This is a genomic window from Streptomyces sp. NPDC046805, from assembly GCF_040645355.1.
In the GTDB taxonomy this organism is placed as follows: Bacteria; Actinomycetota; Actinomycetes; order Streptomycetales; family Streptomycetaceae; genus Streptomyces.
On record NZ_JBEYYC010000026.1, the window covers coordinates 106,525 to 129,733 of the forward strand.

At 67.4% G+C, this 23,209-nt stretch carries 23 protein-coding genes and 5 pseudogenes; 17 read left to right on the top strand and 11 right to left on the bottom strand.

Annotated elements, in window-relative coordinates; translation table 11 throughout:
* Positions 1 to 989: 989 nt before the first annotated feature.
* From ABZ910_RS26010 to ABZ910_RS26025, 4 genes are all read left to right on the top strand, one after another.
* Positions 990 to 1,907, top strand: coding sequence for an NADP-dependent oxidoreductase (locus tag ABZ910_RS26010; RefSeq protein ID WP_361369319.1), 918 nt, complete (start codon positions 990 to 992; stop codon positions 1,905 to 1,907).
* Between the two features lie 46 nt (positions 1,908 to 1,953).
* Positions 1,954 to 2,412, top strand: a complete 459-nt coding sequence (locus ABZ910_RS26015; protein WP_361369321.1) for a GNAT family N-acetyltransferase — start codon at positions 1,954 to 1,956, stop codon at positions 2,410 to 2,412.
* Between the two features lie 39 nt (positions 2,413 to 2,451).
* Positions 2,452 to 2,958, top strand: a complete 507-nt coding sequence (locus ABZ910_RS26020) for a GNAT family N-acetyltransferase (protein ID WP_361369323.1) — start codon at positions 2,452 to 2,454, stop codon at positions 2,956 to 2,958.
* Between the two features lie 268 nt (positions 2,959 to 3,226).
* On the top strand, positions 3,227 to 3,610 hold the full coding sequence (locus tag ABZ910_RS26025) for an MmcQ/YjbR family DNA-binding protein (RefSeq protein WP_361369325.1): 384 nt from the start codon (positions 3,227 to 3,229) through the stop codon (positions 3,608 to 3,610).
* A gap of 155 nt (positions 3,611 to 3,765) precedes the next feature.
* Here ABZ910_RS26025 and ABZ910_RS26030 read toward each other — a convergent pair.
* The 3 genes and pseudogenes from ABZ910_RS26030 to ABZ910_RS26040 all read right to left on the bottom strand — a co-directional run.
* Positions 3,766 to 3,915, bottom strand: a pseudogene (locus ABZ910_RS26030) (Ada metal-binding domain-containing protein); the annotation flags it as partial.
* Positions 3,916 to 4,027: 112 nt separating this feature from the next.
* Positions 4,028 to 4,645, bottom strand: a complete 618-nt coding sequence (locus ABZ910_RS26035) for a TetR/AcrR family transcriptional regulator (protein ID WP_361369327.1) — start codon at positions 4,643 to 4,645, stop codon at positions 4,028 to 4,030.
* A 22-nt stretch (positions 4,646 to 4,667) separates the two neighbouring features.
* Positions 4,668 to 5,201: a Rid family hydrolase gene (locus tag ABZ910_RS26040; protein WP_361369329.1), complete on the bottom strand. Its 534-nt coding sequence runs from the start codon at positions 5,199 to 5,201 to the stop codon at positions 4,668 to 4,670.
* Positions 5,202 to 5,803: 602 nt separating this feature from the next.
* Between ABZ910_RS26040 and ABZ910_RS26045 the strand changes: the two genes are divergently transcribed.
* The 7 genes from ABZ910_RS26045 (at position 5,804) to ABZ910_RS26075 (ending at position 11,205) form a co-directional block, all read left to right on the top strand.
* Positions 5,804 to 6,292: a carboxymuconolactone decarboxylase family protein gene (locus ABZ910_RS26045; RefSeq protein WP_361369331.1), complete on the top strand. Its 489-nt coding sequence runs from the start codon at positions 5,804 to 5,806 to the stop codon at positions 6,290 to 6,292.
* A gap of 215 nt (positions 6,293 to 6,507) precedes the next feature.
* Positions 6,508 to 6,756, top strand: a complete 249-nt coding sequence (locus ABZ910_RS26050) for a hypothetical protein (protein WP_361369332.1) — start codon at positions 6,508 to 6,510, stop codon at positions 6,754 to 6,756.
* Between the two features lie 111 nt (positions 6,757 to 6,867).
* Complete coding sequence (locus ABZ910_RS26055; RefSeq protein WP_361369333.1) at positions 6,868 to 7,662, top strand: isocitrate lyase/phosphoenolpyruvate mutase family protein; 795 nt, start codon at positions 6,868 to 6,870, stop codon at positions 7,660 to 7,662.
* Between the two features lie 59 nt (positions 7,663 to 7,721).
* Entirely contained in the window at positions 7,722 to 8,369 is a 648-nt protein-coding gene (locus tag ABZ910_RS26060) for a nitroreductase family protein (RefSeq protein WP_361369334.1), read from the top strand.
* A gap of 53 nt (positions 8,370 to 8,422) precedes the next feature.
* Positions 8,423 to 9,340, top strand: a complete 918-nt coding sequence (locus ABZ910_RS26065) for an NADP-dependent oxidoreductase (protein WP_361369336.1) — start codon at positions 8,423 to 8,425, stop codon at positions 9,338 to 9,340.
* 391 nt (positions 9,341 to 9,731) lie between these two features.
* Positions 9,732 to 10,121: a RidA family protein gene (locus ABZ910_RS26070; RefSeq protein WP_361369338.1), complete on the top strand. Its 390-nt coding sequence runs from the start codon at positions 9,732 to 9,734 to the stop codon at positions 10,119 to 10,121.
* 595 nt (positions 10,122 to 10,716) lie between these two features.
* Positions 10,717 to 11,205 carry a lamin tail domain-containing protein gene (locus ABZ910_RS26075; protein ID WP_361369340.1) on the top strand — a complete coding sequence of 163 codons (489 nt, stop codon included), beginning with the start codon at positions 10,717 to 10,719 and terminating at the stop codon, positions 11,203 to 11,205.
* Positions 11,206 to 11,728: 523 nt separating this feature from the next.
* Here the strand turns inward: ABZ910_RS26075 and ABZ910_RS26080 are convergent.
* Positions 11,729 to 11,878 (bottom strand): annotated as a pseudogene (locus ABZ910_RS26080) (dTDP-4-dehydrorhamnose reductase); the annotation flags it as partial.
* A 195-nt stretch (positions 11,879 to 12,073) separates the two neighbouring features.
* Between ABZ910_RS26080 and ABZ910_RS26085 the strand changes: the two are divergent.
* Together ABZ910_RS26085 and ABZ910_RS26090 are read left to right on the top strand one after the other, a co-directional pair.
* A pseudogene (locus ABZ910_RS26085) lies at positions 12,074 to 12,274 on the top strand (dienelactone hydrolase family protein); the annotation flags it as partial.
* A gap of 262 nt (positions 12,275 to 12,536) precedes the next feature.
* Positions 12,537 to 13,370 (top strand): PIG-L family deacetylase, encoded by an 834-nt coding sequence (locus ABZ910_RS26090; protein ID WP_361369342.1) that lies wholly within the window; start codon positions 12,537 to 12,539, stop codon positions 13,368 to 13,370.
* Between the two features lie 566 nt (positions 13,371 to 13,936).
* On the opposite strand, the gene ABZ910_RS26095 is transcribed toward ABZ910_RS26090, so the two are convergent.
* From ABZ910_RS26095 to ABZ910_RS26105, 3 genes and pseudogenes are all read right to left on the bottom strand, one after another.
* On the bottom strand, positions 13,937 to 15,577 hold the full coding sequence (locus ABZ910_RS26095) for an AMP-binding protein (protein WP_361369344.1): 1,641 nt from the start codon (positions 15,575 to 15,577) through the stop codon (positions 13,937 to 13,939).
* Positions 15,578 to 15,582: 5 nt separating this feature from the next.
* Complete coding sequence (locus ABZ910_RS26100; RefSeq protein ID WP_361369345.1) at positions 15,583 to 16,512, bottom strand: crotonase/enoyl-CoA hydratase family protein; 930 nt, start codon at positions 16,510 to 16,512, stop codon at positions 15,583 to 15,585.
* Positions 16,513 to 16,560: 48 nt separating this feature from the next.
* Positions 16,561 to 16,709, bottom strand: a pseudogene (locus ABZ910_RS26105) (GNAT family N-acetyltransferase); the annotation flags it as partial.
* A 151-nt stretch (positions 16,710 to 16,860) separates the two neighbouring features.
* Here ABZ910_RS26105 and ABZ910_RS26110 point away from each other — a divergent pair.
* Complete coding sequence (locus tag ABZ910_RS26110; RefSeq protein WP_361369347.1) at positions 16,861 to 17,679, top strand: DUF1028 domain-containing protein; 819 nt, start codon at positions 16,861 to 16,863, stop codon at positions 17,677 to 17,679.
* 224 nt (positions 17,680 to 17,903) lie between these two features.
* Here the strand turns inward: ABZ910_RS26110 and ABZ910_RS26115 are convergent, their stop codons facing one another.
* The gene (locus ABZ910_RS26115) at positions 17,904 to 18,356 is read right to left on the bottom strand and encodes a MarR family transcriptional regulator (protein ID WP_361369349.1); all 453 of its coding nucleotides are present in this window, start codon (positions 18,354 to 18,356) and stop codon (positions 17,904 to 17,906) included.
* Positions 18,357 to 18,435: 79 nt separating this feature from the next.
* On the opposite strand from ABZ910_RS26115, the gene ABZ910_RS26120 reads away from it, so the two are divergent.
* Complete coding sequence (locus tag ABZ910_RS26120; protein WP_361369351.1) at positions 18,436 to 18,945, top strand: SgcJ/EcaC family oxidoreductase; 510 nt, start codon at positions 18,436 to 18,438, stop codon at positions 18,943 to 18,945.
* A gap of 398 nt (positions 18,946 to 19,343) precedes the next feature.
* On the top strand, positions 19,344 to 20,105 hold the full coding sequence (locus ABZ910_RS26125; protein ID WP_361369353.1) for a methyltransferase domain-containing protein: 762 nt from the start codon (positions 19,344 to 19,346) through the stop codon (positions 20,103 to 20,105).
* A gap of 31 nt (positions 20,106 to 20,136) precedes the next feature.
* Here ABZ910_RS26125 and ABZ910_RS26130 read toward each other — a convergent pair whose 3' ends face one another.
* From ABZ910_RS26130 to ABZ910_RS26140, 3 genes are all read right to left on the bottom strand, one after another.
* On the bottom strand, positions 20,137 to 21,258 hold the full coding sequence (locus tag ABZ910_RS26130) for an IS630 family transposase (RefSeq protein WP_361369355.1): 1,122 nt from the start codon (positions 21,256 to 21,258) through the stop codon (positions 20,137 to 20,139).
* 205 nt (positions 21,259 to 21,463) lie between these two features.
* The gene (locus ABZ910_RS26135) at positions 21,464 to 21,607 is read right to left on the bottom strand and encodes a hypothetical protein (RefSeq protein ID WP_361369357.1); all 144 of its coding nucleotides are present in this window, start codon (positions 21,605 to 21,607) and stop codon (positions 21,464 to 21,466) included.
* Between the two features lie 70 nt (positions 21,608 to 21,677).
* Positions 21,678 to 22,076 (bottom strand): nucleotidyl transferase AbiEii/AbiGii toxin family protein, encoded by a 399-nt coding sequence (locus tag ABZ910_RS26140; protein WP_361369359.1) that lies wholly within the window; start codon positions 22,074 to 22,076, stop codon positions 21,678 to 21,680.
* Positions 22,077 to 22,216: 140 nt separating this feature from the next.
* On the opposite strand from ABZ910_RS26140, the pseudogene ABZ910_RS26145 reads away from it, so the two are divergent.
* Positions 22,217 to 23,209 (top strand): annotated as a pseudogene (locus ABZ910_RS26145) (IS200/IS605 family accessory protein TnpB-related protein); the annotation flags it as partial.

Genomic DNA, 23,209 nt, shown 5'->3' on the forward strand with positions numbered 1-23,209 from the left:
TGGTCTTCCACGCCGCTGTGGGTGCGGCCTCGGCAAATGCCTGGGCTGCCGGCGGGCGCTGGGACGCGGCGAGCATCTCGTCGAGGTCACGCGCGACGTCGACGGCGAAGATCGCCGGGAACCGGGCGACGCCGACCGAGACATCGGTGCCGTCCTCGGCGCCCTCGCGCGAAAGGGCGCGTGTAGACCCGGGGCTTCGTCCAGGTCCGAGTCCTGGAATCTGTCCCGCAGCTCGCCGAGACTCTCACCTTCCGCCGGAGCGTAACCGGCGAGTGGACGAGGGCCTGCACGTTGCCTCGACTTCGGCCACGATGATGACCGCGCCATCGAGGGACGATTGGCTCCAATTCTCGACGTAGGTGGTGTGCCCGTCGTGAGTGAACACCTGTGTCGCCCCGTCGGTGTAGGTGAATGGTGCTCTCGTCACCGCTTCCGCGATGTCGGCTGCCTTGATGCGGTCGCCGTGGCTTACCGCAGGTCCCTCAGCCCTAGACACGACAGGCTCCAATCGGGTGGTGAGTCGAGGCGCGGGCAGGTGCAACGCTGACGACGTCAGACCCAGGGCTTCGCGCCGGTCGCACTGTCGAACCCTGCCGACCAGCGCCGCAACACGGGATCATCCGCTGATGCTTGTCGAACGGTGCTCTGCCATCCTAATGTGGACCTGATCGTCCTGTTCATTCGCCCCAAGCAGCGGCGCACCCATCGGACCACAGGGTGGAGCACGCTACAGCGAGCAGCGGTTGCAGGACACGAATGAGAAGCAAGAAACCCAAGCCTGCACAGGCCTTTCCCGTCATGGACGGGGCGGGGCCGGCGTCGCGCGCAGATGCATCGGGGCTGTGGTCGGCCAAGGCTCTAACGGTGATCGAGCCCGCCGGTCCGGTCTGCCGGGCGATATGACTCCGTACTAATGTGGACGTGATCGTCCAGTTGCGATCGGACCGTGCATGCCGCGCAGGCAAAGACTGGATAGAGGGAGGTGTCGCATGAAGGCGATTGCGGTGACGGACCAGGCCGCGGGAACGGCCGGGATGATGCTGGAAGAGCGTCCGCAGCCGGAGCCTGCGGGGAACGACGTTCTCGTTGAGGTTCACGCGTCGGGATTCACCCCCGGTGAGCTGACGTGGCCCGGGACCTGGACCGATCGGCTCGGCCGTGACCGGAGGCCGTCGATCCCTGGGCACGAGGTTGCAGGGGTGGTCAGCGCGCTTGGCTATGGCACGAGGGGCCTGTCGGTGGGACAGCGGGTGTTCGGGCTCGCGGAGTGGACCCGCGACGGCACCCTGGCGGAGTACGTGGCCGTCGAAGCGCGTAACCTCGCGCCGCTGCCGGGGGATGTCGACTTCACCGTGGGCGCGAGCCTGCCGATCTCGGGTCTGACCGCGTGGCAGGGGCTGTTCGTGCACGGCCGCTTCGAGGCGGGGCAGAGCGTCCTCGTGCATGGCGCGGCCGGTGGCGTCGGCTCGATGGTGACGCAGCTCGCCCGTGAGTCCGGTGCCTACGTCATCGGCACCGGACGCGCTGCCGACCGGCAGACCGCACTCGACTTCGGCGCGAAGGAATTCGTCGACCTCGACAACGAGGCTCTGGAAGACATCGGCGGAGTCGATCTGGTCTTCGACGTGATCGGCGGTGACATCGGCAAGCAGTCAGCAGGCCTGGTCCGAGCCGGAGGGATGCTCGTGACGATCGCCGGCCCGCCCGAGGTGCAGCCGACGGAAGGCCTGGCGGTCGATTTCGTCGTCGAGGCCGATCGCACGCAGTTGGGTGAGGTCGTCCAGCGGGTCCGGGATGGTCGGTTGCAGACGAACATCGCCCAGGTCGCGGACCTCGACGAGGCCGTTGCCGCCTTCAATCCGACCGAGCGGGTCAAGGGGAAGACGATCATCCGCGTTCGCCCGTAAGCACACGGTGTACCCCCGGACCAGCAAGCAACGAAGGAACACCCCCATGACCGAGCCAACCGAACAGACCCGCTATGCCATCGAGCACCCCGACGAGGCCCGATACCCCGACGGGAAAGGCACCCTCAGTCAGGACCAGGCCGTCCTCATCGACGAGGTGATCGATGATTCTCACGCCCCTGGGTTCGACTTCTACGTCGTCAACGACGAGAAAACCGGCATCTACGAGGCCATCGTCGGCGACACCGAGATCGCCGGCCTGCCCTACAACGTCGCCGGCGACGACCGACTCGTGCTGCTGGGCACCTCAGTGTTCCCCGAGTACCGCAGACAGGGCATCGCCACCGAGCTGATCCGACGCGTCCTCGACGACGTGCGCACGCAAGGAAAGACGGTCACCATCATGTGTCCGATCGTGCGCACCTTCATCGACCACAGCCCCGAGTATGCGGACCTCATCGACCCAGAGCACCCGGGGGCGACCACAGGGTCGCACCAGTCCTGAATCAACCCGCTGGGCTCCGCCGACAGAAAGTGTTCGACAGTGACGACCAACATCGAGGCCGAGGCGGCCTCTCGTGAACAGAACAACGCGGCCCTCATCGCTGCTCTGGACGAGCCCGGTCTCCGTGGGGCCGAGTCCGCCTGGGAGCTCGATATCGTCAACGACGCGGAGCGCGGTCGCTGGATCGCGTCCCTCGGCCCCGAAGCGATCGCAGAACTCCCGTACCGGTACGTCGGCGGCCGCGTCGTACTGTTGACGACCTGGGTCGACCCCGCCTACCGCCGCAATCGGGTAGCCACGGAGCTCATCGCTCGCGTGCTGAACGAGATCCGCGAGAGCGGAAAGAAGATCACCATCATCTGCCCGGTTGTGGGTGAGTTCATTGCCCGCCACCCGCAATACCTCGATCTCATCGACAAGGTTCATCCGGGCTCGGGCGCCCACCCACAGCACGAACCCGTAGCTGGGCCAGACCACCAGCACGGTCCCGCGGGTGGGCCGGACGACGAGAGGCAGATCGCCGCGCTCGAGCACGACTGGACGTAGCCGTCCGTCTTTCAAACGTGCTTCGAGTCGTCCAGCGAGTCCGGAGATGGTCGGCGCGGACGAGCATCGGCAGCGCCCCGACCCCCGCCGATGCCGTCGGCGCCTTCAACCCGACCGAACGCCGGGACGGGTTCCCGGTGATGTCGTGGAGCCGATCTTCACGTAGCTGTTCTGGCCGTGGAAGCCGATGGCGTATACGTAGCCGACACCGTCAGCGGGCCTTGGCCGGGCGGTCAGGGCACTCGGATCGATAGAGGAGTTGATCACCTTGGATGGACAGGAGCTGCAGAAGATCGCGGGCGACTGCACTGTGGAACTGCCCGGCGCCGACCTGGAGCATCGTTTCGGCCCTGACTGGGCGCTCTACAAGGTGCGCGGCAAGGTCTTCATGCTCATGACCGACATGCCGGGGCGCCCCGTCGTGATCCTGAAAGCTGATCCGGACGACGCCGCGGCCCTGCGTGAGCAGCACGCAGACATTACCCCCGGCTATCACATGAACAAGAGGCACTGGATCACGGTGGAAGGCGAGGGCACCATCGACGAGAAGCTGGTGAAGGAGCTCGTGATCGACTCTTACCGTCTCGTGGTCGGCGGCCTTCCCAAGTCCGAGCAGCCCGTGGATCCGCATACCTACGGCCGCCGCGCCTGACCTTCGTCATGCCCATCAGCGGCGACAAGCTCCAGGACAGAGCGCGCGACACGGCCGAGCGGCCGTCGAGGTGCCCCTCCAGGTGCTGATTGCGCTGTCCCCGCGTGAACTGCTTGGTGCCCGCGGTGTCGTTTTTTGGGGGGCGGGGCGGTTCAGAAGGACACGTTCTCGGCATGTGGCAGCCGGGCCGGGCAGGAAGGCCGGCAATAGATGCCAGTGGTGTGAACCGAGGTGACGAACTGGCCGTCGTAGCGTCGGTCCTTGTCTGTGACCGCCTGATAGCAGGTGCCGAAGTCGGTGTGCATGGTCCGCCGTGTTCTTGGGTCGAGAAGGCATGCCGAACTGGCCTCAAGAGGCAGCGGCCGCCTGAGAAGTAGGTCGTGGAACGAACGCGCTCGTGGAGCTGCGAACGTGGGCTCAGCTGCGAGCGAAGGATTCGATGTGGTCCAGGGTCATGTCCAGCGCGACGGCCATCGGCTCGGAGCTGCGAGCGTTCTGTGCGAGCACGTAACCACCCTGCAGCGCAGCCAGCAGACCAGCACCCAAGCGTTGTGCGTCCGCGTCCTCGGCGAGTACGCCGAGAACGCGGAGCCGGGTCAGCGTTTCGACGAGCATCCGCCGCCAGGCATCGAATGATGCGTTGAGCGCTTGGCGGGACTGCTCATCGTTGTCGGACAGCTCAATCGACATCGCGCCCAGCACGCGCCCGTACGGGCCGTCCTGCAGTGAGTTGGCCTGTACCAGGGTGTCACGCCAGCGGCGCAGACCGGTGAGGGTCTTCACGCCGCGCAGGCGCTGTTCCTCGCGGGCGAGGACTAACTTTGACTGCACGTCGATCACGGCGTGGATCAGCGCGAGTTTGTCCTCGAAGTGGTTGTACAACTGGGACTTACTGGTGCTGCTGGCCAGCCGGACGTCATCGAGGGTGGTGGCGTTGACGCCCTTGACATAGAACAGTTTGGCTGCCGAATCAACGATCCGCGAACGGGTCTCCAGGCCGCGCGGCGTTCGGCGTGTACCGCTGGTTCCGGACATGGTGCCCCCTCGGGCATGTTGCTCACTCGTGCTGCTCGGCCGCGGAGTGCGCCACAACCGCGGCGAACTCGATCTCCAGGCAGAGACTGGGCCGGATCAGTTGTGGCACCACTACGAACATATAGGCCGGTCGGTGAGAGATGACGTCCTTGCGAAGCTTCACGTAAGCGTCGATGTCGTCGAGGTCTGTGAGCCGGGACCGGACCTGAACGATGTCGTTCAGTTCGGCCCCCGCGCACCGCAGCGTCTGGCACACGTTGTCCGAGGCTTGCCGGGCCTCCTCGGCGAAATCTTCCGGCCGCGTTCCGTCCGGCCGCAATCCCGGGGTGCCGGACAGGACGTGGCTCCCACACCGCGACCGGGTCGGTGCCCAACGCGCTGAAACGGCGCACGGCGTCCCCGCCGACCGGTCCAACGAGCGCGGGCGACGGCCGTGCGCGGGCGACGGCCGTGCGCGGGCGACCTGCGTGGCGCCGGCCGGGATCGCGACCGCATCGGAGTAGGTGCCGATGTGGCGCGACACTCTGGCGTCGATGAACTGTGTTGCGGCGGCCATATCAGCGAAAACCCCCTCGTAGACGGACGCGAGGTGGAGGCGCAGGCAGATCCGAGAGATCTTGCGTTCGTTTCAGCCCAGCCTCACCCTAAGATTGGACCAAATCGTCCATTCACAATCAATCATCGTGCTCGAACTGGCCTGGCTCGAGACGGCTTGAGGTCGCTCGGTTTGGTCGGCCGAATGACTCACGACGTAGCCTTGATGCGGCTCTGAGCTGCAGATTTACTGATCCGGTGCAACATTCACCCGCTTGTGTCCAGCGCGGCGGACTGGGTCTGCCCAGGGGAGGGTTTGCATGGCAGTTTCTGGTCTGTATAGTCCCTCTTGTGCGGCGTCCGGGGTGGCGACGAGATCCGGAACTCGGCGCCGACGAAGTCACCCCTCGCAATGCAGGTCACCAGGCACCCGGCGCAATCGACGCCACCGGCCAGGTTGCGGCCAGCGCAGGTAAGGCTTGCGGCGGAGCTCCGAAGCACTACGAGCCCGACTTGAGCTCGACGACTACTCACACTTCGACCGGAGGTCGATTCGCTGTGTCACGACTGAACGCTCCCGCTCCAGAGGATGTACCTGCCGGCGCGCAGCGGATACTCGACAACGTGGGTGCGCAGCTCGGCTTCGTCCCGGACATGTTCAAGACCATCGCGTCGAACCCGACCGTTCTCGAGGTCGTCACGACCCTGCAAGGCACCATGAGCCGGGTTCTGGATGCGAAGACCCGGCACAGCATCGCGCTGGCCGTGTCGCAAGCCAACGGCTGCAGTTACTGCCTGGCGATCCACACCTACGTCGCGACCGAATTCGGCGGCATGTCGGGCGACGACATCGAGCTCGGCCGCGCCGGGAGCTCGGTCGACCCCAAACGCGCCGCGGCCGCTCGCTTCGCCCAACGAGTGGTCGACAGCCGCGGGCAGGTCAGCGACGCCGAGCTCGCGGGTGTCCGAGGCGCCGGGTACACCGACGCGGAGATCCTGGCGATCGTCACGTTGGCAGTGCAATTCCTGCTCACCAACTTCATCAACAACGTCAATCAGACCGACATCGACATCCCCGCCGTCGGCTCGGTCGATACGACCGTGGCCCAGTGAGCCCGTGAGCTCGTACTCGGAGCCGACGGTGTCCCGCGCGGCACGCGAGAGCGCGACCGAGCGTGTGTTCCGCTCCTGGCACGAAGTCGTGCTGGCCCAGGGCGCGGACAAGATCGCCGACATCTGCGCGGCAGGCGGCGTCATCGAAACACCCACCGCCGTGCTTTCGTCGGGAGACATGGGTTCTGCCGTGGTCCAGGGCCGCGAGTCGATCCGTGCCTTCCTCGCCGCCCGTCGCCGCGAAGGAGTCTTCGAGAACTGGGTGGCGTACCGGGACCTACCTCGCCGCCGGGCATCAGTTGACCTGGGAGTACCCGCGCCAGACACCGATGGGCGAACAGACCCGCCTCGTCGAGTCCAGGGACATCGTCGACGGGCTCCGCGCGCGGCATCTCGTCTGTTGGGGCTGGGCCGACTTCAAGAAGTTCCACGCCGGCGCCGACAACACCCCACCCACCGGTTGATCGCCGGAACCCTCGACGCGGCCCGCGCACCCAGCCGGCAAACCCCTCACCGACTCAAAGATCATTCAGGAAAGGTTCGACATGCCGGGATCCGAACTCTATGAGCGATTCATGGCGCTGCACACCCGCGACGGTGGCCTTGTCATGCCGAATGCATGGGACGGCCTCTCGGCGCTGATGCTGGCCGATGCCGGCTTCGAGGCGATCGCGACATCGTCAGCGGCGCTCGCTGCCACGCTCGGCCGGTCCGACGGGCGTCACGAAGTCACCCGTGGCGAGCACCTCGAGCATGCGCGGCTGCTCGGCCGACTCACCGGGCTGCCCGTCAACGGAGACTTCGAAGACGGTTACGGCGACACGCCTGAAGACGTCGCTGCGACCGTGGAAGCCGCGGTGGAGTCTGGCCTGGCCGGTATCGGGATCGAAGACACCTCGGGCCATCCCGGTCAGCCGATCCGCGACTTCGACGATGCGGTCGACCGTATGCGCAGTGCCGTCAGCGCGGCCAAGGGGCGCATCGTCGTCACCGGCCGCAGCGACAACTTCATCCAGGGGCGGCCCGATCTCGACGACACCATCCGGCGTCTGACGGCCTTCGCCGAGGTCGGCGCGGATGTGCTCTACGCCCCTTTCCCACCCGACCTCGATGCCCTGACCGCGATCGTCACCGCCGTCGCGCCGACGCCGGTCAACGTCCTCATCTCGCCGGCGGACAAGGTGCTGACCGTAGCTGAACTACAGAAGGCCGGGGTCAAGCGCATCAGCGTGGGTCCGGCGCTCTACACCCACGCGATGGGGGCTCTCGAACAGGCCACCAAGGCTCTCGTCACGGGTGACCTCGCCTCCGCAACGACAGGAATCAGCTTCGAGCGCGTGAGCGAACTGCTGGCCCGCGGCAAGAACTAGCCCACCCCTGGCGAACCGTCGCTCCGCACCTACCGATCGCAGCAAGAAAGCAGATTGACATGAATCTCGACAAGCTCATGAACAAGCACCTCACCAGGTATTTCGACCCCAGCAAGACCATCCCGGAGGAAACACTTCAGCAGCTGCTGAGATTCCTGCGGTCGACGCCCTCGTCGGTGAACATACAGCCCAACCACTTCTACGTCCTTGCCACGGACGAAGGAAAGGAGCGGTTGGCGGCCAACCTGGGCGAACGGTTCCAGGACAACGGCGAGAAGATCCTCAACGCGTCGCACACCATCATCCTCACCACCCGGGCAGATGTGCCTGACAGCCACATCGAGGCGGTCTTCACGAAGGAGAGGGCCGACGGCCGGTTCCCTGACCTGCCGAAGCAGGAGCTGTGGGAATCGATGACCCGGGACTTCCTCAACCTGCGCAACTATGGATACAAGGACCTGAACCACTGGATGGAGAAGCAGACCTATCTGGCGGTGGGCCTGACCATGATGGCGGCGGCTGAGCTCGGCGTCGAGGCCACGCCGCTGGAGGGGTTCGACCCGACCAGCGTCGACAAGGCGTTCAAGATCCGCGAGAGCGGACACAGTACGACGGTGCTGCTGGCCCTCGGCTACCCCGACCCCGAGAAGCAGTACGCCAACCCGGTCTCGCGATTCGACGCCGACCAGCTGTTCACCTTTGTCTGAACACCCGCCCGGAAACCAAACCCACCACGCATACGAGGAAGAGGGCCATCTCAATGAAGGCCATTGTGGTAACCGACCCGGCCGCGGGAACGGCCGGGATGACGCTGACGGAGCGGCCTGAGCCGGCCGCAGCGATCAACGACGTCATCGTTCAGATTCATGCATCGGGCTTCGTCCCGACTGAGATGGAGTGGCCGTCGACCTGGACCGATCGCGCCGGCCGTGACAAGACGCCGTCGATCCCCGGCCACGAGCTGGCCGGAGTGGTCACCGCCTTCGGCTACGGCACGACGGGGCTGTCGGTCGGGCAGCGGGTGTTCGGCCTCGCCGACTGGCACCGCGACGGCACCCTGGCGGAGTACGTGGCGATCGAAGCACGCAACCTCGCACCGCTGCCCGGCGACGTCGACTTCACGGTAGGCGCGTCCCTGCCCATCTCAGGTCTGACCGCGTGGCAGGGACTGTTCCAGCACGGCCGCCTTCAGTCCGGGCAGACCGTCCTCGCCCATGGCGCGGCCGGGGCGGTCGGGACGATGGTGACCCAGCTCGCGCGTGAGGCCGGCGCTTACGTCATCGGCACCGGACGCGCCGCCGACCGTGAGAAGGCACTCGACTTCGGCGCGCATGAGTTCGTCGACCTCGAGAAGGACGCGCTGAAGGACGTCGGCGGCGTCGATCTGGTCTTCGATGTCATCGGTGGCGACGTTCAGAAGCAGTCCGCTGCCCTGATCAAGGCGGGAGGAACGCTGGTGTCGGTCGTCGGCCCGGTCGAGGCGCGACCCGCTGACGGCCTGGCGGTGGACTTCGTTGTCGAGGCCGATCGTGGCGAACTGGGGGAGATCGTGCAGCGGGTGCGGGACGGACGGCTGCGGACAAACATCGGTGACATCGCGAGCCTGGATGATGCCGTTGGTGCCCTTAACCCGACCACGCGACGCAAGGGGAAGACAGTCATCCGCGTACGCCCGTAGGGAGTGATGGCCACAGCCCGACGGCGTGGTCGTCACCCTCGGCGCCACCGAGGTCGCCGCCGGCGCCCGCATGTTCTCCGGCGAGGTCGCCCGTCACCGGCCCGTGCGGTGCAACGGCATCCCCGGCCACATGTCCGGGCGCCCCGGCGAAGCCCGTCGCGTGATGTCGCTCGCCCCAATCTCTGAGCTGCGGCGATGCCCGAGTGAAAGGCGACCTCCCTCGAAGATCACCTCTCACTGGACCTTTCGCCGATGTAGGTGGCCGAGACGCGACGCGCACAGTGCCTACGACTCAACATGCCACAGGGTAAAAGGAGTTGCTGGCATATACCGTTGCCTGATCAACTGCGGTTCGAGGAGGACACCTGTGTCAGATGGGTCTGAAGAGACCATGCTCACTCACATTCCGCCCGATGGGGTCGCCCCAGGGAACGGCTACAGCCACGTGGTGGTGGGTGAAGGTCGACTGGTCGTCATCTCCGGGCAGGTCGCACTGGACGAACAGGGGCGTGTGGTCGGGGAGGGCGACGCCGCCGCCCAGGCCCGTCAGGTCTTCGAGAACCTGCGGCGCTGCCTGGCGGCAGGCGGCGCGACGTTCGCCGAGGTTGCCAAGTTCACCTTCTACGTCACCGACGTCGCCATACTGCCGGAGGTACGGGCCGCGCGCGACGCGCACATCGACACCGTGCGCCCGCCGGCCAGTACCGCAGTACAGGTGGCCGCTCTGTACCGGCCGGAGCTCATGCTGGAGGTGGAAGCCCTCGCCGTTATCCCCTGGTGACTCGGCAAGCCTCTGACCGGGCGCACTCCGGCACGGGAGATCCCCAGCTCAGGCGGCATATCACCCGGACAGCTCCGTTTTGAAGAGAGCCCTGAGGTTCCCGGACGGTCAGACCGTCCGGGAACCTCAGGGCTCATTCCTTACCGGTGGGACAAGTGGTGCCGCTGACGGTGGCCGGAGAGGTCTGCAAGGCCTGCCCGGCGGTCCAGCAGACCCCCGCTCCCTGACGCAGGGGCGGGGGTCTTCACGTTTCGAGTGCGAGGGTCAACCGGCGTGACCGTTACTCAATTTCGGGTGACGGGCTGACGGCTGCCCAGGTGGTGTGGTGCGGCGAGTCGTCGTCAGGGGCCAATGCCGGCAAGGGGTCCGGTCCAGGCAGGACGTCAACCTGGTGCATTCAGTAGATAGATGAATGATGCAGGCAAGAGTCACAGAAATATGGGCAAGATGTAACACAGTTCACGCCTTGCCCGCGTGTTCCGCAAAAGGTGGGCACTGTGTGGATGCGCGGCCAGCCGGCCGCCACCCGCACCTCGCACACCCCGGCAGCCTCCTGTTGGCTGACGGTTGTGCCCGCACCCTGCAGGGGGAACCTGTGACCGCATCTGCGACTGCCCGCCGCCTGACCGCCGCCGCCCTGACCACCGCGGCGGTCACCGCGGCGATCGCCGTGCCGGCGTCCGCCGCCGACCACCGCTGGCCCCAGCCGCACGTAGAGATCAGCCGCGTGCACTACAACTTCCTGGGCCGCGACAACCGCTCCAACCACTCCCTGAACAAAGAGTGGGTGGACATCACCAACAACCGTCGCCACAGCGTGAACCTCGATGGCTGGACGCTGTCCGACGAGGACGGCCGCACCTACACCTTCCATCACTACCGTCTCGGCGGGCGCGCCACGGTCCGCATCCACGCTGGCATGGGCCACGACACGCGTACCGATCTCTACCAGGACCGCCGCGCATACATGTGGAACAACCGCTCCGACACCGTGACCCTGCGCAACGATCACGGCCGCATCATCGACGACCGCTCCTGGGGCTACGGGGGCTACCGGGGCTACCACCACAGCGGCCGTCACTGACCACCCCGCAGCAATGAGGTGACCGGGAGCCCGTGGCACCCGCACCGCACCCATCGGCGCGCCCACCCCTCACCGGGGTCGGCGCGCCGACGCATTCGCCCCGAGGGTGCACCGCAGCCCGGAAAGCGCGCCTTTCGCAGACCGTGCCCTGTCGCCGAGGTGTACGGAGGTGGGGCCGGATCCATCCGCGTGTACGGGCAGCCGTTACGGTTGATCTTCAGGGTGGTCTGGTCGTTGAGGTTGCAGCCCGCGCAGGTAGACGGCGCTCCCAACACTCTCCTCGGCGACCGCTGCCGAACCCTCCTTGCTGCTGAAGCTTGTTTCGCCGGCCGGGAGCACCCAGGCCCAATCGGTGACCGGCAGGCCACGAACCCCCGTTGCCGTCTACCCCGCCCGCAAGAGACCTCCCGCAAGAGACCTGTGGCCGGGCTTTGTGTACGAGACAGGTCCTGGCACCACTTTTGTGACCGGCATCGGCACGGCATCTCGCACAGCCCGGCTCTCCGACTCACCGGGGCCGGCGTCACACTGGTGCGGTGAGGAACTGGCGGGCGCCCCGGAGCGTGGTGCGCACTTTTCGCTGGGTCGCACGGCTGCCGAGGCGGACATCGACGGCGCCGGGAAGCATGCTCTCGGCGCGCACGCCTGTGGGCAGCCGGGAGGCGTCGAGACCGGGGGGCTACGCTGTGCGGCTATGAATGCCGGGACGGCCTTGCGCCACACACGGATCGGTGACCCGGGGCTCTTCTGAGCGCCGTACGGGCCGGTTCGGGCCCGCTGTTTGATCGAGGCTCTTGTGCTGCTACGCGGGCTCCGCCTCCGTCGTGTTGATCACAGGATCTGCACATCAACCACGACAGGAGCATTCATGCCCACCAAGACGCTGCGGATTCCCACCACGGACGGCCAGGCCGACGCCTTCGCCGCCTTCCCCGACCACAGCGGGCGGCACCCAGGGGTGCTGATGTACGCGGACGGCTTCGGTATCCGGCCCGTGCTGCGGGAGATGGCCCGCGAACTGGCCGGGCACGGCTACTACGTGCTCGTCCCCAACTCCTTCTACCGCCACTTCTGACAGTCGCAGTACGACAGGACAGCAGGTCGCGCCTGTACCTCGTTCGCGTTGAACGCCGACGCCTGGAAGGCTAAGGGGTCGCGCCGGGAACAGGCGGTACGGCCGAAACGGTTGCATCGACCGAGGGACCGGCGCCGCACGGGCGGGGGACACGGAGACCACAAGGTCGTCCGCCCCACCAGGATCCGGGCCCCAAGATCGCGGTGCGCCCGCCGCGCACTCGGACCAAGACGTATTTCTGCAGGAGGACTGTTTCATGACTGACCGGCCCTTGACGCTCATGGCAGTACACGCCCACCCCGACGACGAGGCCACCGGAACCGGAGGGGTCCTCGCGCGGTACGCGGCGGAAGGCATCCGCACGGTTCTCGTGACGTGTACCGACGGCGGTTGCGGTGACGGACCGGGAGGTGTCAAGCCGGGCGATCCCGGGCACGATCCGGCGGCGGTTGCCTTGATGCGCCGTCAAGAACTCGAAGCGAGCTGTGACGTCCTGAAGGTCAGCGATCTTGAGACGCTGGACTATGCCGACTCCGGGATGATGAGCTGGCCGAGCAACGACGCCCCGGGATCCTTCTGGCAGACCCCCGTACAGGAAGGCGCGGCCCGACTCGCGGAACTCATGCGGCATTACCGACCTGATGTGGTCGTCACCTACGACGAGAACGGCTTCTACGGCCACCCCGACCACATCCAGGCCCACCGCATCACGATGGCGGCGCTGGAGATGACCGAGCTGGCACCGAAGGTGTACTGGACCACGATGCCCCGCTCGATGATGCAGCGGTTCGGCGAGGTCATGCGCGAGTTTCATGAGGACATGCCGGAGCCGGATCCTGCCGAGGCCGCCGCGATGGCCGAGATCGGCCTCCCCGACGATGAGATCACCACGTGGGTGGACACGACCGGGTTCAGCGGTCAGAAGTTCGACGCGTTGGCCGCCCACGCCAGTCAGGGGGAGAACATCTTTTTCCTCAAGATGGGCAAGGAGAGGTTCGGCGAGTTGATGGGCATGGAGACCTTCGTACGTGTCCAGGACGCCACCGGCGCGGCCATACCCGAGAACGATCTCTTCGCCGGACTGCGCTGATCCGCCCGTCCGACCCGCCGGGAAAGCGCATCGACCGCACGGCGCGATCGAGCGGGTCACACACCCGGAGGTTTGTCCACGCGAGTTCCGCTCCGGCAGCCCGCGTCCACGACCTGGCCGGCGGCGTCGGCGAGTGCCCGCACTTCCGACCCGACACCGCGCTCGTCCCCAAACCACCTGACAACCGCACAGGTGCCTTCGCGGGTCGATGTTGTCAATCTTTACGCCTTGTGCGCGCGGAGTTTGACGGGTCGGCGCCGCCGGGGTTCCCGGGCGGGACCGGACGGCGGGTATGCCGCGGATGAGCGGCTTGACTCAGTGATTTACCAAATCCCAAAGCCGGTCGGCCCTCGGCGTGCAGGGGGAGCCTGGCCTCACGGTCGCGGCGAGCGCGCCGAGGGTGGCGCCACGCGGTGTAGCCGTTGCCGTTCGTGATGAGCACGCAGGAGTCGAGGGCGATCTGCCGCGAGGTGATCCGGTGGCGGGTCTGAAGGTACTGAAAGGCGGTCGGCCGCGCCGTCGGGTGTGACGGGAGGCCGATGGGGATTAGGGAAGAACGTCATGTGTCATGGGAGTTCGGGGAGTTCTCCTTTCTTCACCATGGTGCGGAGCACGAACTTCTGGGTCTTCCCCATGGCGTTGACGGGGATGGTGTCGGCGAGATACCAGCGGCGCGGCGTCTTGTGCGGCGCGAGCAGCCCCCGGGTGTGTGCGTGGAGGTCGGCGGACGTCGGCGGGTTTGCCTCGGTGACAGGCCTGACGACGGCGACCACCTGCTCACCCCAGTCGGGATCGGGGATCGCGACGACCACCGCCGTGGCGACGCCGGGATGGCACGCGAGGGCGGCTTCGATCTCACGCGGGTAGATGTTCTCCCCGCCTCGGATGATCATGTCCTTGATCCGCCCCGTGATGCGCAGGAACCCGCGGTCGTCCATCACGGCCAGATCACCGGTGTGCAGCCAGCCGTCGCTGTCGACGGTCTCGGCGGTGGCTTCCGGGAGGTCGTAGTACTCCAGCATCAACTGGTAGCCGCGGACGCAGACTTCGCCCGGCTCACCCACGGGCAGCACGTCCCCGCCGGCCGGGTCGGCTATCTTCACCTCGGCCCCGGGGAGTGGCCGCCCCGTGGTGTTCGCCTTGTCCTCGAAGAGGTCCCCGGGACTGGTCTGGGCGACGACCGGGCTGAGCTCGGTCTGGCCGTACACGGTGGAGAAGCGGGCGCCGAAACGACGTTCGGCTTCCTCCACCAGCATCGGAGGCACGATGTCGCCGCCGGACATCACCACCCGGCAGCTGGTCAGGTCGTACGAGTCGAAGTCCGGGTGGGCGAGCAGCGCGGTGTACATGGACGGGACACCGCCGAAGACACCGGCGCGCCAGTTCTGGAGGGCCCGCAGGTGCAGTTCGGGTTCGAAGAACTGCGGGAGTACCAGGGTGCCCTGCCGCAGCGCCGTGCCGAGGACGCACAGGCCGCTGCCCGAGGTATGGAAGAGCGGTATGGCGGTCACCCACGCCACGGCGTCGGGGAGGTCCGCGCGGGCGGCGAAGAAGTGCGCGTTGGTGACGAGGCCCCGATGGTGCAGCAGCGCGCCCTTCGGGAAGCCGGTGGTCCCGGAGGTGTACTGGATCTGCGCCGGATCCCCTGGGCCCACCTCGGGCAGCGGGCCGGGTTTGCCGGCGCGGATCAGGTCGCTCCAGCCGGTGAAGCTGACGGCTTCACGTAGCAGGGGCAGCCTGGGGCGGATCCGGCCGACGGTCGCCGCCATGTCGGTGCCGCGGAAGGAGTCGACATGGAAGACGGCCACCGAGCGGGACTGGGCGAGGACGTACTCGAGTTCCGTGTCGCGCAGCGCGGGGTTGGCGGTCACCAGCACCAGACCGGCGAGCGCCGCGCCGTACTGCAGCACGATCCACTCGGGAACGTTGGGTGCCCAGACAGCGACGTGAGCGCCGGGTTCGAACCGCTGCGCCAGCCAGGTCGCGGCGCGCTCGGCGTCGTCCAGCAACCGGGCGTAGGTCCAGGTGCGGTCGGTCCTGTCGCACCCCGTCAGTGAGGCACCGGGCGGAGCGGTCTCGGCCAACGCGATGCGGTCGGGCACGGCGGCGGACGCCTCGCGCAGGGCGTCGCCGGGGGTCAGCTCGAGGACGGGCAGGGACGTGTCGGCGGGCCAGAGGGAGTGGGTGAGGGGGAGTAACTCCGTCATCGCGATCAGTCCTTCTTCTCGCCGGGGGAGGGAACGGTGCTGGGCGGGTCGATGTCGTCGGCCGGGGTGAGGTCGCCGGGCGACGGGACCGGACCGCCGCCTTCGGGGATCCAGCGTCCGGAGTCGCGCCACTTCACGGCCTCGTGGAAGCCGTGGGTGGCGGCGAAGTCCTGGAACCAGCGGCCCTCCGGGCTGTGCCGGGTGATGCCGTCGAAGAGGGTGGCCAGGATCTGGGTGCCCTGGAGGCCCATGTTGTCGTAGGCCTGATTGATCATCAGCTTCTGCATGACCAGCTGGTTGACGGGCACTCCGGCGATCCGGTCGGCCAGCTTCTCCACGGCGGCGTCGAGTTCCGCGGCGGGGACCGACTCCAGTACGAGGCCCCACTCGGCGGCCTGCCGGCCGTCGATCGTGTCTCCGGTGAACAGCATCCGCTTGGCCCGCTCGGCGCCCAGTCGGTACACCCACATCGCTGTGGTCGGGCAGCCCCAGACCCGGGCGGGCATATAGCCGATACGGGCGTCGTCGGCCATGATCACCTGGTCGCAGGAGAGCGCGATGTCGCTTCCGCCCGCCACCGCGACCCCGTGCACCTTCGCGATCGTCGGCTTGAGCGACCGCCACAGCGAGAAGTAGTCGTCGGTGTTGCGCTTCATCATCCGGTAGTCCTTGACCGGATCCCACACCGCGTCCTGAGTACCGGTCCCGTCCTCGGCGTACTCCTTCAGGTCGTACCCCGAACAGAACGCCCGCCCCGCCCCCTGCACGATGATCACGTGCACGTCGGGGTCCTCGGCGGCCCGCTCCACGGCCCGTGGGATGGCGCGCGCCAGATCGTCGTTGATCGCGTTCAGCCGGTCGGGCCTGTTCAGTGTCAGATACGCCTTGCGGTCCCGGGTCTCGTAGAGGACGGGTGGCCGTGCGGTGTCGCTCATGCGGCTCCTTTCGGGCTGCGCCCAGGCCCGCTGGTGGATCGGGAGTCTTCAGAGCTCTCTTGTCATGAATGCACTGTTCGGGTCGGGCCGGTAGTCCGCGAACGGCAGTGGATGAAGCCGAACTTCTCGTACAGCTTCCTGGCGAGCGGGAAGAACTTGGCGCTGTCGATCTCCAGGCTCAGCCGTGTGAAACCCAACAAAACTGCACGTCAGATGGCCTGGTGTGCGTAGGTGTCGGGAGGTTCGGGCAGGTCCGGAGTGGTAGGCCACCGACAAGGTCCTCCGTCAGCGTCGGCGTTCGCCCTGAATCCTGGTGCTGGTGCTCGGGTCGTTCTACTGTCCTCTCTCATGACATTCTCGATCGTGGCCCGGTCCGGTCCGGCGTTCGGTATAGCAGTGGCGAGCAAGTTTCTCGCGGTCGGCGCCATGGTGCCGGCGGCGGAGGCCGGGGCCGGGGCGGTGGCCACCCAGGCGGATGCCAACCTCCGCTATCGCCCCCAGGGACTTGCACTGCTGCGAACGGGCCTGCAGTCCGCAGACGTGGTGGCAGGACTCGTGGCCACGGATCGGCAGCGCGCGCACCGTCAGCTGGGGGTCGTCGGCCCCGAAGGCCTCGGAGCGACATACACAGGCGAAGAGTGTCTGGACTGGGCCGGTGGGACGGTGGGGGACGGCTATGCGATTCAGGGCAACATCCTCACCGGCCCGGAGGTGATCGAGGCTATGGAGTCGGCCTGGCTGTCCTCGCCAGAGTTGGCGATCGATCGGCGGCTGGTCGCGGTGCTGGCGGCGGGCGACGCCGCGGGCGGTGACCGCCGGGGCCGCCAGAGTGCGGCCCTGTATGTGGTATCTCCGGGCGCTGGGTATGGCGGCGGCAGCGATGTGGCCTGCGACCTGCGGGTGGACGACCATCCTGACCCGGTCGGGGAGTTGAGGCGCCTGCTGGACGTTCACGAGCTGTTCTTCGGCACACCCGACCCGGACACCCTGCTGGACCTGTCGGGTGAGTTGCAGGAGGAGGTCCAGAGCCTGGTCACCGCACACGGTTACGCCTCGCTGGACATATGGGCCGGGGTGGAAAACCTGGAAGAGCGCCTGGTTCCCGGCAAGATCGACCCGGTGGTGCTCGCACGTCTACGCGTTGGCGATGTCCGCAACAAGGCGTAACGCACGACCAGGACGTTACTGGCCTGGCCCGTCCAGTAGAGACGGAAGGCGCGGTGCCGACACAGGCTCGAGTCTGCGGTGGCTGTCACGCGAGGCCGTCCGCTGGGGACGTGGAGTGGGGTGCGCGGGAGGCGAAGGGCATGTGGTGCGCAGGGGGGTGGTCGATGGGGAGGTCGGGGCGCCAGGCGGTGAGGATCTCGAGTGCGTTCGGGGCCGGTCCGTGGTCAATCCAGCGGCGCCGTGGTCGTAGTGAGACGAGTCGTCTGGGCTTGTTGGACCTGGCGGGCCGTCCGGAGGAAATCCAGGATGATGGCCAGCTGGTCCTCGTCGTAGCGGCTCAGGGCCTGGGCTCCGGCTCGGCCGACGGGTCGGAAGATCTCTCTTTCGACGGTGCGGGCCGCTTCGGTGGCGGTGACGAGCACCCGGCGACGGTTCTCGTCGTCGCGGGTGCGGGTGACGTAGCCGGCGCGCTCGAGGCGGTCGATGGCCGTGGTCGTCGCCGCGGGGCTGAGCTTGACGGCAGTGCTGATCCCGCCGGCCGACAAGGGCCCGCTGCCCAGTACCACGTCCAGGCAGCGCAGGTCGGTGCGGTTGAGCCCGAGACGGGTGGCGACGGCTTCGTCGAAGGCGTCGAAGCTTTGCTGGAGCAGCCGCAGCTGCATCCCGATGTCATCCACCGAGGCATCTTTCGACATTCGAATCTTCCAGTTATCGTAAGTTTCGTTGGTCGAAGTGATGCTACCTGTGGAGGTACCCGTGCGCACCCAGCCCGACAGCGACGACCGTCAGATCCGCGAACTCTTCGAGCAGTTCATGCAGACCTGGACTGCAGGCAACGCCCATGCATTCGGCGCCTGTTTCACCGAGGACTCCGACTACGTCTCCTATGACGGAACCCGCGCCGTCGGCCGGGCCCAGCACCGGGACAACCATGACCGGCTCTTCCACGGCGTGCTGGCCGGTTCAGCCCTGGTCGGAGAGCTGGAGTCGATCCGGCACATCGCCCCGGACGTCGCGATCATCCATGGCACCGCATCGGTCCTCATGCCCTGGCGTTCCCACCTACCCAAGCGCCGCCAGTCACGGCAGAGCATCGTCGTGGTCCGCACCGACCAGGGCTGGAGGATCACCGCAATCCACAACGGTCGAGTACGGCCGATCACCGTGCCCGACCCCGACGCCCTGCCCTCCCGCATGTCCCGGCTGATGACCCGCACCGCCCACCGCCTCGGCGTCGGCCACAAGCGCGCAACCGCCCGTTCCTGACGCACACACGTCAGCGCCGCGTCAGGCGTCCTGACGGTCCTAGTGATTACAGCCCGGGGCATTCTCGAGCAGTTGCCCGACCTCTTCTCTGCCTGGCACAGGGCACGCAGAGCTCTACGGGACCGGGCGGACGATTGAGGCCTACGCAGTCACCCATCCTTGTCAGCCGGCCAGCCTCGCCGACCGGCGTCGCGGAAGTGCCGCGCAGTAGGCGCCGATGTCGCCGCCTTCAGGGTCGCCTCGCACGGACAGGAGAGGGATGGCGACGGTACCGGCCGCGGCGGACGCGGGGGATGTCCGCTCAGGACCGGCCGTACCCGATTCTCTAGTGCTGTGACCGCATAGGTCCGCCGGGTTGGTGATGGTCGAGTGCTTGGTGCGGGGGCGATGATGAGGGTATGACCGCCAGTTCTCGCGCCCAGTCTTTCGACGTAGCCGCAGCTCAGTACGCGGCGAGTCGGCCTTCTTACCCCGCCGCGCTCTTCGACTGCATCGAGGAGTTCGCAGGCTGTCGCCTTGCGGGTGCCCGGGTCGCCGATGTCGGCGCGGGTACCGGAATCGCCAGCGTGCTGCTGCGGGAACGGGGTGCTGACGTGATCGCTGTCGAGCCGGGTGAAGCCATGGCTGGTGAGTTCCACCAGGCGCTTCCGGGGGTGCCGATCGTGAGAGGTGACGGTAACGCTCTGCCGCTGGCCGAGGCTTCCTGCGACCTCATCACGTATGCCCAGTCCTGGCAGTGGACCGACCCTGGCCGGTCCGTCCCGGAGGCACTGCGTGTCTTGCGTGCGGGCGGTGCGCTGGCGATCTGGTGGAACACCACGGCCTTCGACGTGCCGTGGATTAGCGAGCAGCACGGGCGCATTGCGCACCACTGCGGGGTGAAGCCAAGGTCTGCCGTGCGCCCTTCGGACAACGACGCCGTCCGGCTGGCGGGGCTGACGGGGCTACGGGTTGCGCGCCGTCAAGTGCGCTGGAGCCGCTCTGTCTCCTTGGACATGCATCTCGCCAACATTGGCAGCCGGTCGGCATTCCTCGTCCTTGAAGAGGCTGACCGCCAGGCGTTTTTCGTGGACGAGCGTGAGCGGCTGGTCGAGATCTTTCCTCGCGATGAGGTGGAAGAGACCTACGTGGTTGACCTCCTGGTCGCACTCCGTCCCTGACGTTGTGCGGCCGCGGGGCTGTGCGGCGTGCTCATGCAGCCGAGGCGAGTGGTCGGCCGCCCCACCGGACGCCTTTCTCACCGCGGATGCGGGCGCGTTCCTTGCGTTCGGCGGCCAGGACGCCCGGGTGGCGGGTGTTGGCGTTGCGCCAGCGCAGGTAGGCGTGCAGGGCCCGGGTCTGCACCATGTGGTTGGGGTAGTCGGAGTTGGCGATGGTGAACTGCCGCAGCGGTCCGAAGTGCGCCTCGATCGGGTTTGCCCATGAGGCGTAGGTCGGGGTGAAGCACAGCTCGACCTTGCTTTTCTTCGCCCAACGGCGGATGTCGGCGCCTTTGTGGGCGGACAGGTTGTCCATGATCACGTAGATGGGTGCGCCGTCGGGCCGGGCAGCGCGGATCGACTTCAACGCGGCCAGTGTGTTCGCGGCGCCCTTCTTGCGGTGGTTGACACCCCACAGGCGGTCGTCGCCGACCGAGTAGCACCCGTGGAAGTATCGGACTCCGTGGGTGCGGTGGTAGGTGGCGGGCGACCGGGCGGGGCGTCCTTGTTCGGCCCAGCCCGAGCCCGCGGTGGGCCGGATGCCGAGCGGGCCGAACTCGTCGAAGGCGAAGACTCGGTCCGGGAAGCGGTCCAAGACGTGCTCGATGCGATCAAGTTTGGCGTCACGCTCGGGGTCCGGGGATTCCTTCCACGTCTTGGTGCGCTGGAAGGTGATGCCGCGGCGGGCGAGCAGGCAGCGTAATGCTTCGCGGCCGATGCGGATGATCCGGCCGTGGACTTTGCGCAGGTAGGCGGTGAGCTTGCGCAGTGACCGGCGAGTGAAGGGCTGGCCGAGCTTGGTGGGGCGGGTGGCGGCCGTCTGGATGACGAAGTCCTCGTCGTCAGGGCTGAGTTGGCGGGGACGGCCTCCCGCCCACTTAGGGTCCAGGCAGGCCAGGCCGATCTCGTTGAACCGGTGGATGACGTCCCGGACGGTGTCCCCGTCGGCCTGGACCAACTGGGCGATCACCGGCACCCGGTTTCCGCCGGCCGAGGCCAGCAGCATCATCGCGCGCCGGTAACGCACCGAACTCATGCTGCCGCGGCGCGCGATCTGCTGCAGCTTCTGCCCCTCCTGGTCGGTCAACCTGCGCACAAGGAGGGGCTCGGCCACCGCGCCTCCTGCAGTCGGATCGGACGTCACCGCACATCCAACCGCCACGACCACCGACCCGGCGAACCTATGCGGTCACAGCACTAGCGAGGCATCCAGCAGGCCCCGCTCCGTGTGCGGAGCGGGGTACCCCGTCGGTGCCCCTGACGTGTGCCTTGAAGGAAACTCTGCCGGGTGCCGGCCGTCGACCTCCCCGCCGCTTCGGTCAGCCGGACGAGTTCCAGTCCGTGTTGAACATGGCGCACTCGAGCAGGTCGGCGGCCGCGGCGGGCGGCCAGCCGCCGAGCCTTTCGAGCTCCGCGTCGCCTATGCGCACTCCCCGGGGCCCGCCTGCTGCGCGTGCAGGCATGTGGACCACCAGTGACCGTCCACCCTTCCGGCTCGTCAGAATGGAAGTGACTCATGGTCACAGGATCCAGTCAGGCGTCGAGGTCGTCGCCCATGCCTGTGCTCAGCCGCTGCTCGAGGTCGCTGACCCATTCCTGGGCCCACTGCCGCAGTTCTGAGATCTGGTCCGCAGACAGGCCGTACACCTCGAATTCCGCATCGTCGATCCACTGAGCGCTCCCGAGACGGTCACGGAGATCATCCAGACGGAACTCGCCCCGGCCGTGCCGCGTCCCCAGCATCTCCAGATCCGCGATCGTGTGATCGCGGGCAGCGGCCTGGACATCAACGAAATCCCGGGCCGCCGCACGGTCTGCCAGCGCCCGGACCTTCGTGCCGATTACATCGTCAAGGCCGAGGACGGGACCGTACGGAGTGAGGGTTGTGAGCTGTTGATGCGTGACGGCACACAAGGGTGTTCTGGTGTGCATGAGTGAGTGCACGTGGCTGGGGTGTGCACCCCGCGCAGTGGGGAACTGGAGTTTGTCTGTCGAATGGGTGACGTTTGTCGGGTGGTGGTCGTTGGGTGTGGTGGCGGGTTGCTTCGGGCCGGGAGGGGAGGGTGATCGGGATGGGCGGGCTGCGGGAGATGTCGGCGCCGTTCGTGGTGCCCGGCCCCGCCGGTGTGGCGGTCCGTGACCGGCTCAAACGCCTGAGCCCGGGGGATGAGAAGGTGCTGCGGCTGGTCGGTGACCATCTGGGGGCGCTTGCCTCCCGGGATCTGAAGACGCGCTGTGCGGCCGGGCTGGACCATGACGGCGATGCGTGGGCGGAGCGCAAGCGCGTCCTGAGCGCCCAGTCGTCGTCCCGGTGGGCCGGTTCGATCACGAAGGCCACGCACGATCAGTGGGCTCTGGCCCGACGCGCGCAGCTCGCCCACATCCAGGCCCTGGAGGCGGGGGTGCGCACGCTCGCGCACCGGCTCTCCCTCCCGATCGGGGAGAAGGGCAGCAAGCAGGCGCCGGGCGGCTACCGCTCCCGGCAGGAGTGGTTCGCCAAGTCCCGCCGCCTGCACGCCCTGGAAGACCGCCTTGAGGCGGTGCGTGCCGCCTGGCAGGCCGGTGTGGTGCATGTGGTGCGGGGCGGGAAGCGCCTGTTGACCACCCGCCTCCACCTCGACGCCGCCGCCCTCACCGAGTCGCAGTGGCGTGAGCGGTGGCAGGCCGGGCGCAGGTTCCTGCAGGCTGACGGGGAGTCGGGGAAGCGGTACGGCAACGAGACCCTCCGCGTGACCCCGGACGGGGAGGTGAGCATCAGACTCCCCGCGCCGCTCGCCCATCTGGCGAACGCCCCGCACGGCCGGTACGTGCTGAGTGTCCGGGTGGGGTTCGCGCACCGGGGCGAGCAGTGGCGCGACCGTGTGGAGGCGAACCGGGCCGTGGCCTACCGCATCCACGAAGACACGGCTCGTGGCCGCTGGTACCTCACCGCCTCCTGGACGATTCCGCCAGCCACGATCATTCCCTTGACAACCGCCCGCGCGAGGGGACTGGTCGGTGTCGACACCAACGCCGACCACCTCGCCGCCTGGCGCCTCGACGCCCACGGCAACCCCGTCGGCCGG